General features: G+C 66.5%; 14 protein-coding genes. 9 read left to right on the plus strand and 5 right to left on the minus strand.

Annotated features, from left to right (window positions below; translation table 11 throughout):
• The first annotated feature begins 22 nt into the window (after window positions 1-22).
• On the plus strand, window positions 23-271 hold the full coding sequence (locus ACFJI2_RS01910; protein WP_377705783.1) for a DUF4160 domain-containing protein: 249 nt from the start codon (window positions 23-25) through the stop codon (window positions 269-271).
• A complete protein-coding gene (locus ACFJI2_RS01915; protein WP_377703522.1) occupies window positions 258-683 on the plus strand; it encodes a DUF2442 domain-containing protein in 426 nt (141 codons plus the stop codon). The genes ACFJI2_RS01910 and ACFJI2_RS01915 overlap by 14 nt, the downstream gene beginning before the upstream one ends.
• Window positions 684-702: 19 nt before the next feature.
• Here ACFJI2_RS01915 and ACFJI2_RS01920 read toward each other — a convergent pair whose 3' ends face one another.
• Complete coding sequence (locus ACFJI2_RS01920; RefSeq protein ID WP_377703523.1) at window positions 703-2,460, minus strand: allantoate amidohydrolase; 1,758 nt, start codon at window positions 2,458-2,460, stop codon at window positions 703-705.
• Between the two features lie 77 nt (window positions 2,461-2,537).
• Window positions 2,538-3,473, minus strand: a complete 936-nt coding sequence (locus ACFJI2_RS01925; RefSeq protein ID WP_377703524.1) for a LysR substrate-binding domain-containing protein — start codon at window positions 3,471-3,473, stop codon at window positions 2,538-2,540.
• A 112-nt stretch (window positions 3,474-3,585) separates the two neighbouring features.
• Here ACFJI2_RS01925 and ACFJI2_RS01930 point away from each other — a divergent pair, with 112 nt between their 5' ends.
• From ACFJI2_RS01930 to ACFJI2_RS01940, 3 genes are read left to right on the plus strand one after another with little or no spacing between them, the layout of a single operon-like run.
• Window positions 3,586-4,830: a urate hydroxylase PuuD gene (locus tag ACFJI2_RS01930; RefSeq protein ID WP_377703525.1), complete on the plus strand. Its 1,245-nt coding sequence runs from the start codon at window positions 3,586-3,588 to the stop codon at window positions 4,828-4,830.
• 10 nt (window positions 4,831-4,840) lie between these two features.
• The gene (locus ACFJI2_RS01935) at window positions 4,841-6,067 is read left to right on the plus strand and encodes a M20/M25/M40 family metallo-hydrolase (protein ID WP_377703526.1); all 1,227 of its coding nucleotides are present in this window, start codon (window positions 4,841-4,843) and stop codon (window positions 6,065-6,067) included.
• Window positions 6,068-6,081: 14 nt separating this feature from the next.
• Window positions 6,082-6,528 carry a thioesterase family protein gene (locus ACFJI2_RS01940; RefSeq protein WP_377703527.1) on the plus strand — a complete coding sequence of 149 codons (447 nt, stop codon included), beginning with the start codon at window positions 6,082-6,084 and terminating at the stop codon, window positions 6,526-6,528.
• Between the two features lie 4 nt (window positions 6,529-6,532).
• Here the strand turns inward: ACFJI2_RS01940 and ACFJI2_RS01945 are convergent, their stop codons facing one another.
• Together ACFJI2_RS01945 and ACFJI2_RS01950 are read right to left on the minus strand one after the other, a co-directional pair.
• Window positions 6,533-6,838 carry an NIPSNAP family protein gene (locus ACFJI2_RS01945; protein ID WP_377703528.1) on the minus strand — a complete coding sequence of 102 codons (306 nt, stop codon included), beginning with the start codon at window positions 6,836-6,838 and terminating at the stop codon, window positions 6,533-6,535.
• Window positions 6,839-6,982: 144 nt separating this feature from the next.
• Window positions 6,983-9,376: a prolyl oligopeptidase family serine peptidase gene (locus ACFJI2_RS01950; RefSeq protein ID WP_377703529.1), complete on the minus strand. Its 2,394-nt coding sequence runs from the start codon at window positions 9,374-9,376 to the stop codon at window positions 6,983-6,985.
• A 187-nt stretch (window positions 9,377-9,563) separates the two neighbouring features.
• Between ACFJI2_RS01950 and ACFJI2_RS01955 the strand changes: the two genes are divergently transcribed.
• Genes ACFJI2_RS01955 through ACFJI2_RS01970 form a run of 4 tightly spaced genes read left to right on the plus strand, consistent with a single transcriptional unit; the run spans window position 9,564 to window position 14,420 of the window.
• Complete coding sequence (locus ACFJI2_RS01955; RefSeq protein WP_377703530.1) at window positions 9,564-10,586, plus strand: ABC transporter substrate-binding protein; 1,023 nt, start codon at window positions 9,564-9,566, stop codon at window positions 10,584-10,586.
• Between the two features lie 9 nt (window positions 10,587-10,595).
• A complete protein-coding gene (locus ACFJI2_RS01960; RefSeq protein ID WP_377703531.1) occupies window positions 10,596-13,109 on the plus strand; it encodes an ATP-binding protein in 2,514 nt (837 codons plus the stop codon).
• Between the two features lies 1 nt (window position 13,110).
• Window positions 13,111-13,635, plus strand: a complete 525-nt coding sequence (locus ACFJI2_RS01965) for a response regulator (RefSeq protein ID WP_377703532.1) — start codon at window positions 13,111-13,113, stop codon at window positions 13,633-13,635.
• Window positions 13,632-14,420, plus strand: a complete 789-nt coding sequence (locus ACFJI2_RS01970) for a sensor histidine kinase (protein WP_377703533.1) — start codon at window positions 13,632-13,634, stop codon at window positions 14,418-14,420. The genes ACFJI2_RS01965 and ACFJI2_RS01970 overlap by 4 nt, the downstream gene beginning before the upstream one ends.
• 22 nt (window positions 14,421-14,442) lie before the next feature.
• Here the strand turns inward: ACFJI2_RS01970 and ACFJI2_RS01975 are convergent, their stop codons facing one another.
• Entirely contained in the window at window positions 14,443-14,916 is a 474-nt protein-coding gene (locus ACFJI2_RS01975) for a lysozyme (RefSeq protein ID WP_377703535.1), read from the minus strand.
• Window positions 14,917-14,983: the final 67 nt, after the last annotated feature.

Here is a 14,983-nt window from a genome sequence, read left to right on the forward strand (position 1 = left end):
AGCCGTTTGGGTTTTATATACAATGCCTACATTGCTCGAGAAGTTCGGCCTACGGGTGGTCATCTACTCCAATGACCACCGCCCGGCTCATGTGCACGCTCAGGGTAAGGGACGTGAGGCAGTTTCCAATTTGCACTGTCCCGACGGGCCGCCCGAACTGAGGGAAAACTATGGCTTCTCGAGGAAGGAACTGGGGAAGATATTCGCTGTGCTGACTGTGGATCTGGCGCGGCTGTGCGCTGGCTGGTGGACCATGCATGGAAATTTCTGATAGCGACGTTCGTGCGGCAAACCGCCGTGGTGCGATGAAGAGGGCCGCTTTTCCCGCTGCTGTGCGGGTACGTTATGACCGCCGCATCGCGCGGGTGGTGATTTCGCTTGCCTCTGGTTTGCAGATCGCATTTTCACCGCGCGACGTCCAGGGGCTTGAAGGCGCTCGTCCGGCCGATCTTGCTGATGCTGAGATAAGCGCTTCCGGCTTTGGCGTTCATTTTCCCAAACTGGATGCGGATCTCTACATACCTGCTTTGCTGGAGGGCTTTCTCGGTTCGAAAAGCTGGATGGCTTCCGAGATGGGGAAGGTGGGCGGCAAGGCATCGTCCGGTGCCAAGACCGCCGCTGCGCGAAAAAACGGAAAACTCGGCGGCCGCCCACGAAAGATCGAGGAATCGGCCGCCGAGTAGGCGAATTGCCGCCGCAGGCTTATTGCGCTTTCGGCTGGAAACGGCGCAGGAAGTCGAGCAGCGCTTGCGCGGCGATGTCGGCGTCGTCGGCGGTCATGGTTTCGAGCGGGTTGTGGCTGATGCCGCCGTTGCCGCAGCGGGTGAACAGCATGGCCACGTCGGTGATCGCGGCCATGGCCATGGCATCGTGGCCGGCGCCGGACAGCAGGTCGAAACGCGGCAAGCCGGTGCGCTCGACGGCAGCGCCCAGCTGGTCCATCAGCCACGGCGCGCACGGCGCGGCCGACGCTTCCACCACCTTCTCCAGCTTGAACTCGATGTGGCGGCGCTCGCAAATGGCGGCGATCCCGTCCAGCACGTCCTGCACGGCGGACTGGCGCACTGCGTCGTCGGCCGCGCGGATGTCGAGCGAGAGCTTGCATGCGCCAGGGATCACGTTGACCGAACCGTTCGGCACCTGCAGCTGCCCCACGGTGCCGACCAGCGCGTCCGCGGTGCCGCAGCGCTGCTCCACCAGCAGCACGATTTCGGCCGCCGCCGCGGCTGCGTCCTTGCGCATGGTCATGGGTGTGGTGCCGGCGTGGCTGGCGAGGCCGCGCAGTTCGACCAGGTAGCGCGAGCTGCCGGCAATCGCAGTGACCACGCCCAGCGGCAGGCCGCGCTGCAGCAGCACCGGCCCCTGTTCGATATGGACTTCCACGAAGGCCAGCAGTTTCGCAGGATCGCGCGCAATCGCCGGAATCGCGGACACGTTGTGGCCGGCGCCGGCCAGCGCGGTGCGCATGCTCACGCCGTCCGCGTCCAGCTGCTCCAGCAGACTCATGTCGAAGCGCCCGGTGATGGCGTTACTGCCCAGGAAGGTGGAGCGGAAGCGCACACCTTCTTCTTCGGCAAAGCCGACGATCTCGAAGTCGAACGGCAGCTTCTCGCCGGTTTCGTTCAGGTGCTTGACGATGGCGATCGGCAGCAGGATGCCGAGGCGGCCGTCGTACTTGCCGCCGTTGCGCACGGTGTCGTAGTGCGAGCCGGTCATCAGCGTCCTGGCGCCGGCGGCGCCGGACAGGTAGCGGCCCACCACGTTGCCTACCTCGTCGATCTGCACTTCCATGCCGGCCGCACGCATCCAGTCCGCCAGCTGGGCGGCGGATTTGCGGTGCGCCTCCGTCATGTAGGCGCAGGTCAGCCCGTCGGTGTCGTCGCTCCATTGCGCCAGCTCTTCCGACCATTGCATGATGGCCGGGCCGAATTCCAGCTTCACGCCCAGCAGGTCGTTGATGCGCATCTCGGCAATGCGGTGGATCTGGCGCAGGCACTCCTGCTGCTCGTCGCTCACCTGGTTGCGGAAGCGGCGCGTGAACGTGGCGATGATCTGCTGGCGCGTCAGGCCGTTGCCGGTCGGGCCTTTCACCGCCAGGATGAAGGGGAAGCCGAACTTGGCGTTGTAGTCGGCGTTCAGCTTGTGCAGCGTGGCGAATTCCTCGGCGCTGCACAGGTTCAGGCCGGACTTGGCCTGCTCGCTGGTCGATTCGGCCGTCAGCTCGCCGGCGATGGCGGCCTTGCCCGCCAGTTCCGGGTGGGCGCGGATCAGGCCCAGTTGTTCTTCGTTGGTGGCGCGGCTCACCTCCGCCTGCAAGGCCTGCTTCAGCGCGGTCACGCTGGCGAAGGGGCGCAGGGCGGCGGCGCGCTGCGGTATCCATGGTGAGTGCTCGTAGATGCCGTGCAGGCGCTCGGCGAAAGTGGGGACGTCGCAGCTATTCAGTTCGGAGAGTGTAGTCATCGTTTTATCCATCCTTGGAGCGTCGATGATATATCTGCCGGTATAAGCGGGCTATATGCGGCCGCCTATGACCCTTATCATTTCAGCAGAGCTTTCGCGGCCTCGCTGACCTGGTCGCGCAGCCATTTGTGTTCCGGCGCGGCGTGCACGCGTTCGTGCCACAGCTGGTAGAAGCGCATCGGCGGAAACTTGATCGGCACCGTGTAGGTCTTCAGCGGCAGCGTCTTCTCGTGGAAGCGGATGAACTGGCGGCCGGTGGTCAGCACCAGGTCGGTCTGCGTCAGCATGTAGGGAATCAGGCCGAAATAGGCCGATTCCACCATCACGTTGCGGCGCATGTTCTGGCGCTCCAGGTAGGAGTCGATCACGCCGTGGTAGCCGGGCAGTAGCTGCGACGGCGCCACGTGCGGCAGGGACAGGTAGTCCTCGGCCGTCATGGCGTCGCTGGCGGTGCGCTTGGCGTAGGGCGCTCCGGCGTGCATGGCGCAGATGATGGGGTCTTCGAACAGCTTGGACATGTGCAGGTGCTCGGGCGGCTCGTCCCAGTTGGCGATCACCAGGTCCAGGTCGCCGTCCGACAGCAGGCGCACGTAGTCCACGCCCGGTCCCAGGCCGTGGATGACAATGCGGCTGAGCGGCGAGCCGCGCCGCAGCAGCGACACCACGTTGGGCAGGAATTGCGTGTCCAGGTAGTCCGGCGCGGCGATATGGAACACGCGCGCCTCCTCCTGCGGCACGAAGGGCGTCTTCTTGACGAACAGGTTCTCCGTCTCGTCGAGAATGCGCTTGGCCGGCTTGAGCAGGCTTTCGCCGTGCTGCGTGGGCACCATGCCGCGCGCGCCCCGCACCAGCAGCGGGTCGCCGGTCAGTTCGCGCAGCTTGCGCAGGGAGGCGGAGATCGATGGCTGCGGCTGATTCAGCTTGAGCGCCACGCGCGACACGTTCTTCTCCACCAGCAGCAGGTAGAGGATGCGGATCAGGTGCAGATCGAGATTTTTGGGCAGGCTGGACATGGGCTGGCTTTATATCAGATCGAATATGTCGAATATACGATATATTTCATGGCGCGGGGCCGAAAACCGTTTATCTTCTGTAAATTGCCGCTACTTCATTCTTGAGGAATCCATGGAAGTTTTCGCCTATCTGATCCCGTATGGCCTTGAGTGGCTGAACCTGATCGTGCGCTGGCTGCACATCATTACCGGCATCGCCTGGATAGGCGCCTCGTTCTATTTCGTCTGGCTGGACAACTCGATCCGCCCGCCCGCGCCAGGTTCCGAGCTCGCTAAAAAAGGCGTGTCGGGCGAACTGTGGGCGGTGCACGGCGGCGGATTCTATAACCCGCAGAAGTACCTGGTGGCGCCGGCCGAACTGCCCAAGGAACTGCACTGGTTCAAGTGGGAAGCTTACACCACATGGCTGTCGGGCTTCGCGCTGCTGACCATTGCCTATTACTTCAACGCGCAGGCCATGATGGTCGACAAGTCCGTGGCGGACCTGAGCAGCCTGCAGGCCGTGGGCGTGGGCATCGCTTCGCTGGTGGTCGGCTGGACCGTGTACGACCTGCTGTGCCGTTCCCCGCTGGGCAAGCACGACTTCTGGTTCGGCGTGGTGGTGTTCGCGCTGCTGGTGGGCGCCGCCTGGGTGCTGACGCACTTCCTCAGCGGCCGTGCGGCCTACATCCACGTGGGCGCCATGATAGGCACCATCATGGTGGCCAATGTGCTGATGCTGATCATTCCGGGCCAGCGCAAGATGGTGGCCGCCATGGCGGCCGGCGGCCTGCCGGACCCGGTGCACGGCCAGCGCGCCAAGCAGCGCAGCGTGCATAACAATTACTTCACCTTGCCGGTGCTGTTCATCATGATCAGCAACCATTACGCGATGACGTACCGCCACCAGCACGCATGGCTGGTGCTGGCGGCCATCATGGCGGCGGGCGTGTTCATCCGCCACTTCTTCAACCTGCGCCACAAGGGCCGCGTGGAATGGCGCTATCCGGCCGTTGGCGTGGCGATCCTGATCGCGGTGGCAGTGGCAATAGCGCCGCCGCCTCCGACCGCACGTTCGGCTGCTGCTGGTGCTGCTGCTGCTGCTGCGAGCGCTGCGCCGGCCTCTCAGTTCACCAGGGTGCAGGCCATCATGGCCCAGCGCTGCGTGTCCTGTCATGCGGCGGCGCCCACGCAGCCTGGCTTTGCCGCAGCGCCGGCCGGTGTGATGCTGGAGAACGAGGCGGAAATCCGCCAGAACGCGGAAAAGATCTATAAACAGGCGGTGCAGCTGAAAGCCATGCCGCTGGCGAACCTGACCAATATGACCGACGATGAACGCGCCCAGCTGGCCGCCTGGTTCGAATCCGGCGCAAAATAAAAGGACGACCATGAACAAGCAAGAACAGCTGATCCAGTGGATCGACGCCCACTTCGATGAAGAAGTCGCCTTCCTGCAGCGGGTGCTGCGCGTGCCCACCGACACCCCGCCGGGCAACAACGCGCCGCACGCGGACATGATCGCCGAGGCGGTGCAAGCCTACGGCTGGCAGGCCGAGAAACACGCCGTGCCCGAGCAGCTGGTGCGCGACTACGGCATGGAAACCATCACCAACCTGATCGTGCGCCGGCCCTACGCCGACGGCGGCCCCACGGTGGCGCTGAACGCCCACGGCGACGTGGTGCCGCCGGGCGAAGGCTGGACCTATCCGCCCTACGGCGGCGTGGTGGACAAAGGCTACATCTACGGCCGCGCCGCCGCCGTCTCGAAATGCGACTTCGCCACCTACATCTTCGCCGTGCGCGCGCTGGAAGCGCTGGGCGTGCCGCTGAAGGGCAAGCTGGAACTGCACTTCACGTATGACGAGGAGTTCGGCGGCCTGCTGGGTCCCGGCTGGCTGCTGGAGCAAAAGCTCACCAGGCCGGATTTCGTCATCGCGGCGGGCTTCAGCTACAACATCGTCACCGCGCACAACGCCTGCTTGCAGTTCGAGATCACCGTGCACGGCAAGTCCGGCCACGGCGCCATGCCGGAAACCGGCCACGACGCGTTGCAGGCTGCCACCAAGATCCTGAACGCCCTGTACAGCCAGGTGGCCGAGCTGAAGAAAGTCAAGTCCAAGGTGCCCGGCATCGACAGTCCGACCATGCTGGTTGGCCGCATCGACGGCGGCACCAACACCAACGTGGTGCCCGGCAAAGTAGTGATGAAGATGGACCGCCGCATGATCCCTGAAGAAGATCCGGTGGCGGTGGAGGCGCAGGTACGCGCGCTGATCGAGGACGCGGTGCGCGGCGAGCCCGGCATCCGCATCGAGATCAAGCGCCTGCTGCTGTCGCATGCGCTGCGTCCGCAGCCGGGCTCCGAGCAGTTGGTGGCCAACATCCAGAAGAACGCCAGGGCCATCCTGGGCGAAGACATTCCCGCCGTCGGCACGCCGCTGTACGCCGACGCGCGCCTGTACGGCGAGCAGGGCATCCCGGCCGTGCTGTACGGCGCCGGCCCGCGCACCGTTCCCGAATCGAACGCCAAGAAAGCCGATGAGCGCCTGGCTTTGGACGATCTGCGCAAAGCGACTAAAATCGTCGCTTTGACGCTGGCCGATTTCCTGGCCTGAACAAGGAGCTGCGTATGTTTGAAAAGAAGATGATGGCAGGCTGGGGCGACATGGACTTCAACAGCCATATGCGCAACACGGCCTTCCTGGACAAGGCGGGCGACGTGCGCATGCTGTTCCTGTCCGAGCATGGCTTTGGCATGGGCGAATTCAAGCGCCAGAACATCGGCCCGGTCGTGATGAAGGACGATATCGCCTACTTCAAGGAAGTGATGCTGCTCGAATCCATCACCGTCACGCTCGGGCTGGCGGGCATGTCCGAGGACGGTAGCCGCTGGCTGCTGCGCAGCGACGTGTATCGCGGCGACGGCAAGCTCGCCGCGCGCATCACCAGCGCCGGCGGCTGGCTGGACCTGGTGGCGCGCAAACTGATCGTGCCGCCGCCGGCCTTGCTGGCGACCTGGCAGATCCTCGAGAAGACCGACGATTTCACCGAGCTGCCCAGCAGCGTGGCGCGCTGAGTTTTTAGCGGAATACCGGCCGGAAGAACGAACGCTCGTAGCTGATGAAGCACTTGGTCTGCTTGTAGTAGTCCACTGCAGCCACGCATGCCTCATCGGTGGCGGCGGCGATGCGGTACTGCTCGTAGGCGGCCAGCGACTCGAACGAGAACGACGCCAGCGCCACGTTGCTGGCGCCTTCGCTGGGCATCAGGTAGCCGTGGTGCGTGCCGCCCAGCTTTTCGACCAGTGGAATCCACAGGCGGGCATAGTGTTCAAATTCGGGCAGCTTGTCTGCATCGATGATGTAGCGCAGGTGACAGGTGATCATGGTCAGTCCTTGAAAATCGGGGAACCAGCAATGTATATCAATTCGGCGCAGCGCGTTCCGCAGCGCTTTGCGCTCTGGGCCATCGGCGCCGGCTAGTCTGCGATCGGCGCGAGCCGGGACCACGCTCCCGGCCCTGGCGCTGCCTTACTTCTTCAGCGTGCGCTCAAACAGCTGGTAGATGCGGCGGTACTGGTCGTACCAGCTTTCCGGCTGCGTGTAGGCGTGGCGCTCGAGCGGGTAGCTGGCCAGTTCCCAGTTGTCCTTCTTCAGTTCGATGAAGCGCTGCGCCATGCGCACCGAGTCCTGGTAGAACACATTGTCGTCCACCATGCCGTGCGCGATCAGCAGGTTGCCCTGCAGCTTGTCGGCGTATTCGATCGGCGACGATACCTTATACGCTTCCGGGTCCAGCTCGGGCGTGTTCAGGATGTTGGCGGTGTACTCGTGGTTATAAGTGGTCCAGTCGGTGACCGGGCGCAGCGCGGCACCGGACTTGAACTTGCCCGGCTCGCGCAGCAGCGCCATGAAGGTCATGAAGCCGCCGTAGCTGCCGCCGTAGATGCCCACGCTGGCCGCATCGCCCTGGTGGTTGGCCACCATCCAGTTCAAGCCGTCCACGTAGTCGTCCAGCTCCGGGTGGCCCATCTGGCGGTAGATGGCGGTGCGCCAGTCGCGGCCATAGCCTTTCGAGGCGCGGTAGTCCATATCCAGCACGATGTAGCCTTTTTCAACCAGCAGGTTGTGGAACATCTGCTCGCGGAAGTAGACCGGGAAGCGCTTGGTGGTGTTCTGCAGGTAGCCGGCGCCGTGCACGAACATCACGATCGGATACTTTTTGCCCGCCTCCAGCCTGGCAGGGCGGTACAGCTTGGACCAGATCGGGCCGGCGCCGTGCGTCGACGGTACGGCCACCAGTTCCGGCTGCACCCAGTTGCGCGCCTTGTAGTCCGGCGTGCGGGTGTCGGTCAGCTTGGCGGTGTCGCCGCCGCTGACGGCCACCGTGGCGATCTGCGCCGGCACGTAGGCCGACGAGTAGTGCACCAGCAGCTTGCGCTGGTCCGGCGACACGGTGTACTGCTCCACGCCGCCTTCCAGCGCCGTCACTTCGCGCACCGACGCATCTTTCGCGTTGACCGAGCACACCTCGTACTCGCCCGGCGTCTTGCGGTTGCACAGCACGAAGGCGGTGGCGCCGTCGGACGACCAGGTGACGCGCGTGGCTTCCCAGTTGCCCTGCGTGAGCGCGCGCTGCTTGCCGTCCGCGCCCAGGGTGTACAGGTGCGAATAGCCGCTTTCCTCGGACAGGAACCACAGCGTGGCATTGTCCGGCAGCCAGCCGAATTCGTTGTAGCTGCCGTTCACCCAGGCCGTGTCGCTGATGCGGTGCAGCGGCTTGAGCGAGGCGGCCGGCAGGTCGATGGCGGCGATCCAGCGGTCCTTGTTGTCCACCGCGCGCAGCATCACGGCCACCCTGGCGCCGTTGTCGGTCCACGAGATGCCGTTGTCGCTCTCGTCGTCCAGCCGCACGGCGCGGTTGCCCTTTTGCGCGGGCAGCTTCTGCGCTTCGCGCATGGCGGCCAGCGGGTCGGTGGCGATGCCGGGCAGGGCGTCGAGCGCAATGTCCCGCACGGCGCGGGTTTGCAGGTCCACCAGCTTCAGCGTCTGCGCCTTGGGCATGTCGCGGCCGACGCGGGTGCGCTCGTCGTCCACCTCCTCGTAGCCCGATTCGGTCACGTAGCGCGGCATCTTGCCGATGCGGCCCTTGTCGCCCTTGGGCGAGGTGGCGATCACCAGGTAGCGGCCGTCCGGCGACAGCGAGGTGGCGTCGATGACGGCCTTGTCGCCCAGGTAGATCGGCTGCGGGCCGCGCGTGGCGTCGGCCGCGCGCTCGGCGTCGCCGCGCTCGCGCTGCGCCTCCTTATCGTCCTTCTGGCGTTTCAGCGTGGCGATCAGGCGCAGCTGCATGTCGCGCATAGAGTCCGCCTCCGGCGCGGCGGCCGGGTCCTTCGCGGTGCGCGGCAGCGCCACCGGCGACACCAGGCGCTCGGCGCGGCTCCAGCTGAACCAGTCGTGGCCTACGCGGTACTGCACGCTGCGGCCGTCGGCCGAGTACTGCGCCTGTACCGGCGCCGGCGTGGCGCCCTTGCTGATCTGGGTCAGCGCGCCGCTTTTCAAGTCGCGCTCGAACAGGTCGCCGTTGCGCAGCATCAGCGCGCGGCTGTGGTCGCGGTTGTACTGCACGCTGGCGCTATCGAGGCCGGCCAGTTCGCTGTCGGCCACTTTGCGCGGCGGCAGGCCGGCGCGGGCGGCGGCCTGGAAAGTGTCGCGCAGCGGCGACCCGGTGCGTTTCTGCTTGTAGTACACCTGCTTGCCATCCCAGCTCCACCAGGCGGTTTCCACCGGCGTGCCCAGCCAGTCCGGGTGGGACATGGCCTGGTCCAGTGTGATCGGGGTGGGAGTCGGGCTTTGGGCTGCAGCAGGGATCGCCAGCGCAGCGCACAGTGCCGCGCCAAGCGCGGAAAGGGCAATAGTTCGCATCGTTTCTTATGGGAAAGGGCAAAGGAGAGCGGGCATTCTAGCGCAACTGGCGGGGGTCTTTTGTATAAGCATGTATCAGCTTGCAAGCCTGCCGAGGCCTTATCTAAAGGCCAAGTGCCAAAATGTTACATCGCTGCGGCGATTGTGTAAGCTGGTCCGGTGACCTTCGTTTCTACGGAGATACAAAATGGCTAAGCGAACAGTGCAGCGTGTGACGGCGGCCCTGCTTTTGCTCGCGGCGCTGGGAGCGGCTGCGTGGTGGTGGCAGGGCGGGGCCGCAGGACCGGGCTCGGCCATGCCGTTGGAGCAAGTGGTGGTGGCCACCAATACCGCCTACGTGGCGATGTGCCCTATCCTGGCGGCGCAGCAGCAGGGCTATTTTGCGCGCCATGGCATCGCCGCCCAGATCCAGCCGCACACCAGCGGCAAGGCGGCGCTGCAGGCCGCGCTGGACGGCCGCGCCCAACTGGCCACGGTGGCCGACATTCCCATTATGTTCGCGGTGGTGGAGCACACGCCTGTGACGGTGGTGGCCACCTACTTCCGCGCCGAGCGCGATCACGGCATCGTCGGCCGCAAGGACCGGGGCGTGACCGCGCCGGCCAGCCTGAAAGGCAAGAGGGTGGGCGTCACGCTCAGCACCTCCAGCCATTTCGTGCTGAACGCCTTCCTCAACCGGCAGCACCTGGCTGCCGCCGACGTCACCATGGTCAACCTGAAGCCGGAGGAGTTCGGCGCGGCGCTGCTGCGCGGCGACGTGGATGCGGTGTCGGGCTGGGAGCCTTACCTGGACGCGGTGCTCAAGCAACTGGGTGCGAACGGCGTGATGTTCGACGCCGAAGACCTGTACGAAATCCCGTACAACATCGCCGGCGGCCGGGAATACGTGCGCAGCCACCCGGAGACCATCAAGAAGCTGCTGCGCGCCCTGATCGAGGGCAACCGCTATTGCGCCGACCAGCCGCAGGCGGCGCAGGCCATGACGGGCGCGGTGCTCAAGAGCGGCAGCGACAAGTGGCGCGAGCTGTGGCCGACCTACCGCTTTGCCGTCAGCCTGGACCAGGCGCTGCTGGTGGCGCTGGAAGACCAGACCCGCTGGGCCGTGGCCAACAGCCTGGTGGCGCCGGGCGCCGTGCCCAACTTCCTGACGGCGCTGGACTACCGGCCGCTGAAGACGGTGGCCCCGGCCGCGGTGACGGTTATCCATTAGGGAGGCGACGTGAAACTGGCAACGCGTTTTCAGTTGATGGGCTGGTTCTCGGCAGCCATCGTAGCCACCATTGTGGTGGTGCTGCTGGCCACCGCGCAGCGCGTGCAGCAGGAACTGGACAAGAACGAAGTCGCCGGTGAAATGCTGAACGCCGTGACAGCGCTGCGCTATCTGACGCTGGAATTCGTGCTGCGCCACGAGCAGCGCTCGGAGGCGCAATGGCAGTTGCGCAGCGACTCGCTGGCCAAGCTGATGACGCAGGCCGACGAGTTCGAGGGCCGCGAGGAGGCCGCGCTGCTGGCCGGCCTGCAGCGCACGCACGCCAGCCTGGAGCGCCTGTTCGGCACCCTGTCCGCGCAGCCGGGCAAGCCGCCGCTGGGCACCCCCGAGCGCGCGGTGGCGGACGAATTCGAATCGCGCCTGGCCGGCCAGATCGGCAACAAGATGCAGACCATGATCGCCGATGCGCTGCGCCTGTCGGCGCTGAGCCGGCAGGAGCTGCTGGCGGCGCAGCAGCGCGCCAACCTTGTGGTGGGCCTGATCGGCGGCGTGGCGCTGCTGGCGGTGGCCGGCACCACCTTCGTCGGCTACCGTAGCGTGGCGCGGCCGCTGGAGCGGCTGCGCGAGGGCACGGCGCAGGTGGGCGCGGGCGACCTGGAATTCAAGCTGAACGTGACCACGCGCGATGAAATCGGCGACCTGGCGCGCGCCTTCGACGGCATGACGGAACGCCTGCAGCAGACCACCGTGTCGCGCGACGCGCTGGCCGGCCTGAACGGCGCCCTGCAGGCCGAAATCGGCGTGCGCCAGCAGGCCGAGGCGCGCACCACGGCGCAGCTGCAGCGTCTGAACCTGCTGCAGCAGATCACCCGCTCGATCGGCGAACGCCAGGATTTGCGCAGCATCTTCCAGGTGGTGGTGCGCTCGCTGGAGGACCAGCTGCCGATCGACTTCGGCTGCATCTGCCTGGTCGACCACGCCACCGGGAGGCTGCTGGTGAGCTGCGTCGGCCTGCAGGGCGCGGCGCTGGCCATGGCCGCGCCGATCACCGAGCGCGGCCACATCGACATCGACGAGAACGGCCTGGCGCGCTGCGTGCGCGGCGCGCTGGTGTACGAGGCCGACATCGCCGAGGTGAACTTTCCCTTCCCGCAGCGCCTGGCCGGCGGCGGCCTGCGCGCGCTGGTGCTCGCGCCCCTGCTGGTGGAGAGCCATGTGTTCGGCGTGCTGGTGGCGGCGCGGCGCGCCCCCAACAGTTTTTCCAGCGGCGAGTGCGAGTTCCTGCGCCAGCTCAGCGAGCACGTGGCGCTGGCGTCCAAGCAGAGCGAGTTGTACGCGGCGCTGCAGGCGGCCTACGACGAAATGCGCCAGACGCAGCAAGCCTCGCTGCAGCAGGAGCGCCTGCGCGCGCTGGGCCAGATGGCCAGCGGCATCGCGCATGACATCAACAACGCCATCTCGCCGGTGGTGCTGTACACCGAGTCGCTGCTGGAGAACGAGCCCGGGCTGAGCGTGCACGCGCGTTCCTGCCTGGAAGTGATCAAGCGCGCCATCGACGACGTGGCGGCCACGGTGGCGCGCATGCGCGAGTTCTACCGGCTGCGCGAGCCGCAAGCGAGCCTGGCGCCGCTGGACGTGAACGTGCTGCTCCAGCAGGTGGCCGACCTGACGCGCGCGCGCTGGAACGACATGCCCCAGCAGCGCGGCATCACGATACGGCTGGCGCTGGAAGCGGCGCCCGGCCTGCCGTCCATCATGGGCGTGGAAGGTGAAATCCGCGAGGCGCTCACCAACCTGGTGTTCAACGCGGTGGACGCGATGCCGGAAGGCGGCCGGCTGACCTTGCGCACCGCGCTGCAGGGCGATCCCGGCGCGCAGCGCGTCTGCATCGAGGTGGGCGACAGCGGCGTGGGCATGGACGAAGACACGCGGCGGCGCTGCCTGGAACCGTTCTTCACCACCAAGGGCGAGCGCGGCACCGGCCTCGGGCTGGCCATGGTGTACGGCATGGTGGAGCGCCACGGGGCGCAGATCGACATCATCACCGCGCCGGGCCAGGGCAGCACCATGCGGTTGAGCTTCCCGCTGCCGGCGGCGACAACGGCGGTGGCGGCGGCGCGCCCGGCCGCGCCGCTGCGGCACAGCGTGCGCATCCTGGCGGTGGACGACGACCCGCTGGTGCTCAAATCCATGCGCGACATCCTGTCGCGCGACGGCCACGTGGTGACGGCGGCCGACGGCGGCCAGGCCGGCATCGATTCCTTCCGCGCCGCCCAGGCGCGCGGCGAACCCTACGCGCTGGTGGTGACAGACCTGGGCATGCCCTATGTGGACGGGCGCAAGGTGGCGCAGGCGATCAAGGAAATGTCGCCGTCCACGCCGGTGATCCTGCTGACCGGCTGGGGCCAGCGCATCGTGGCCGAGGGCGACCTGCCGGTACACGTGGACCGCGTGCTGGGCAAGCCGCCCAAGCTGAGCGAATTGCGCGAAGCGCTGGTGGCCTGCTGCGGCGAGGAGGCCTGAGATGACGGCGGCCCAGGTGCGCATCCTGATTGTGGACGACGAGCTGGCGCAGATGCGCGCCCTGTGCGATACGCTGGGCCAGCATGGCTACCAGACCGTGGGCTGCGGCTCCGGCGAGATGGCGCTGCAACTGATGCAGGCCGCCGAGGACCAGGCGGCCGCCGAGCGGGCCGCTGCGGCGGCCGGCGCGGCGGACGCAGCCGGCGCGGACGGCGCGGACGGCGGCGAAGGCAATGCCATCGCCGCCGTCGACGATGGCCTGGATGCCGACGACGGCCCGCGTTTCCACCTGCTGCTGGCGGACCTGATGATGCCCGGCCTGGACGGCATCGCGCTGGTGCAGGCGGCGCGCGCCATCGACCCCGACCTGGCCTGCATCATCATGACCGGCGAAGGCACCATCGGCTCGGCCGTGCAGGCCATGCAGGTCGGCGCGCTGGACTACATCCTCAAACCCTTCCGCGTATCGGCCATCCTGCCGGCGATCGCGCGCGCGCGCTGGAAACGCGCAAGCTGCGCATCATGAACGTCAGCCTGGAACGCCGCCTGCGCGAGCATGCGGTGCAACTGGTGCGCATCAACGAGGAACTGCGGGCCGCACGCCAGCAGGCCGACCTCGCCAACCAGGCGAAATCGGCCTTCCTGTCCAATATGAGCCACGAGCTGCGCACGCCGCTCAACGCCATCCTCGGCTTCTCGCAAATCCTCACCTCCGAGAGCCTGCCGTCGTCGCCGGCGCAGAAGAAGCAATTCGCCGGCAATATCCTGCAAGCGTCGCGCCATCTGCTGCGGCTCATCAACGACATCCTCGACCTGGCCAAGGTGGAGTCGGGGGCGCTGGCGCTGGTATCGGAGCCGGTGGCGCTGTCTCAGGTGCTGCAAGAGTGCCGCACGCTGGTCGACCCGCTGGCCCGCGTGCGCGGCGTGGAACTGCGCATGGCGGTGGGCGACAATGCCAGCGTCACGGCCGACCGCGTGCGCCTCAAGCAGGTGCTGATCAATCTCCTGTCCAACGCCATCAAATACAACCGCGACCATGGCACCGTCAGCGTGCACTGCGCGCAGATGGGCCAGCAGCGGCTGCGCGTGTCGGTGCAGGATACCGGCGCGGGACTGAACGAAGACCAGCTGGCGGCCATGTTCCAGCCTTTCAACCGCCTGGGGCAGGAGGGCGGCACCCAGGAGGGCACAGGACTGGGGCTGGTGATGACGCGCCAGCTGGTGGAGAAGATGGGCGGCGAACTGGGCGTGGTGAGCACGCCCGGCATGGGCAGCACCTTCTGGGTGGCGCTGCCCGGCTGCCTGGCCTAGCTGTACTGCGCGCGCCTCCGGCCTACGCCCGCAGCCACAGCGCAATTTCCTTGTTGCGCCGGTTCACCAGCCCCGGTACCACGCGGCCGTTGTCGCGGTTCCAGCGCGCCAGTTCGGCCGGCACCTCGTCCAGCCGGCCGGCGTTGAGGCGCTTGAGCAGCGTACTGTTGAGGAAGGCATCGTTGCCGACGTTGAAGGCGAACGACACCAGCGCATCGAACTGGTTCTGCGTCAGCGGCACCGTCACGGCGCTGTTGACGCAGCGCTGCACCGGTTCGAGGTCCTGCTCCAGCAACGCTTCGCAGTCGTCCGCCGTCATGCCGTCCTGGAGGCGGAGGGCCTGTCCGCGCAGCCACAGCGTGCCGGAACTGCGCTCCGACGGCGTGAGCAAGTGCCCGATGCCGATGGTGGGCGCGCCGCCCGAATCGAGATACACGTGGGGCACCACGCCTTCCCATTCCCTGAACAGGGCCTTGCCTCGGTCGCCGATTTGCATGATGGCCTCCGTGCTTGTCACGATAATTGCTTGGACAAGAAATAGCCGGGTTAGTTCAACAGTTATC

Origin of the sequence: Pseudoduganella sp. UC29_71 (assembly GCF_042693265.1) — a bacterium.
Classification (GTDB): domain Bacteria; phylum Pseudomonadota; class Gammaproteobacteria; order Burkholderiales; family Burkholderiaceae_D; genus Rugamonas.

What these genes read in the sequence shown, in the direction of transcription:
- ACFJI2_RS01930 (WP_377703525.1), top strand. Translation starts at nt 3,586, where the DNA reads ATGGAAGTTTTCGCCTATCTGATCCCGTATGGCCTTGAGTGGCTGAAC.
- ACFJI2_RS01970 (WP_377703533.1), top strand. Translation starts at nt 13,632, where the DNA reads ATGAACGTCAGCCTGGAACGCCGCCTGCGCGAGCATGCGGTGCAACTG.
- ACFJI2_RS01935 (WP_377703526.1), top strand. Translation starts at nt 4,841, where the DNA reads ATGAACAAGCAAGAACAGCTGATCCAGTGGATCGACGCCCACTTCGAT.
- ACFJI2_RS01910 (WP_377705783.1), top strand. Translation starts at nt 23, where the DNA reads ATGCCTACATTGCTCGAGAAGTTCGGCCTACGGGTGGTCATCTACTCC.
- ACFJI2_RS01920 (WP_377703523.1), bottom strand. Translation starts at nt 2,460, where the DNA reads ATGACTACACTCTCCGAACTGAATAGCTGCGACGTCCCCACTTTCGCC.
- ACFJI2_RS01925 (WP_377703524.1), bottom strand. Translation starts at nt 3,473, where the DNA reads ATGTCCAGCCTGCCCAAAAATCTCGATCTGCACCTGATCCGCATCCTC.
- ACFJI2_RS01950 (WP_377703529.1), bottom strand. Translation starts at nt 9,376, where the DNA reads ATGCGAACTATTGCCCTTTCCGCGCTTGGCGCGGCACTGTGCGCTGCG.
- ACFJI2_RS01955 (WP_377703530.1), top strand. Translation starts at nt 9,564, where the DNA reads ATGGCTAAGCGAACAGTGCAGCGTGTGACGGCGGCCCTGCTTTTGCTC.
- ACFJI2_RS01945 (WP_377703528.1), bottom strand. Translation starts at nt 6,838, where the DNA reads ATGATCACCTGTCACCTGCGCTACATCATCGATGCAGACAAGCTGCCC.
- ACFJI2_RS01975 (WP_377703535.1), bottom strand. Translation starts at nt 14,916, where the DNA reads ATGCAAATCGGCGACCGAGGCAAGGCCCTGTTCAGGGAATGGGAAGGC.
- ACFJI2_RS01965 (WP_377703532.1), top strand. Translation starts at nt 13,111, where the DNA reads ATGACGGCGGCCCAGGTGCGCATCCTGATTGTGGACGACGAGCTGGCG.
- ACFJI2_RS01915 (WP_377703522.1), top strand. Translation starts at nt 258, where the DNA reads ATGGAAATTTCTGATAGCGACGTTCGTGCGGCAAACCGCCGTGGTGCG.
- ACFJI2_RS01940 (WP_377703527.1), top strand. Translation starts at nt 6,082, where the DNA reads ATGTTTGAAAAGAAGATGATGGCAGGCTGGGGCGACATGGACTTCAAC.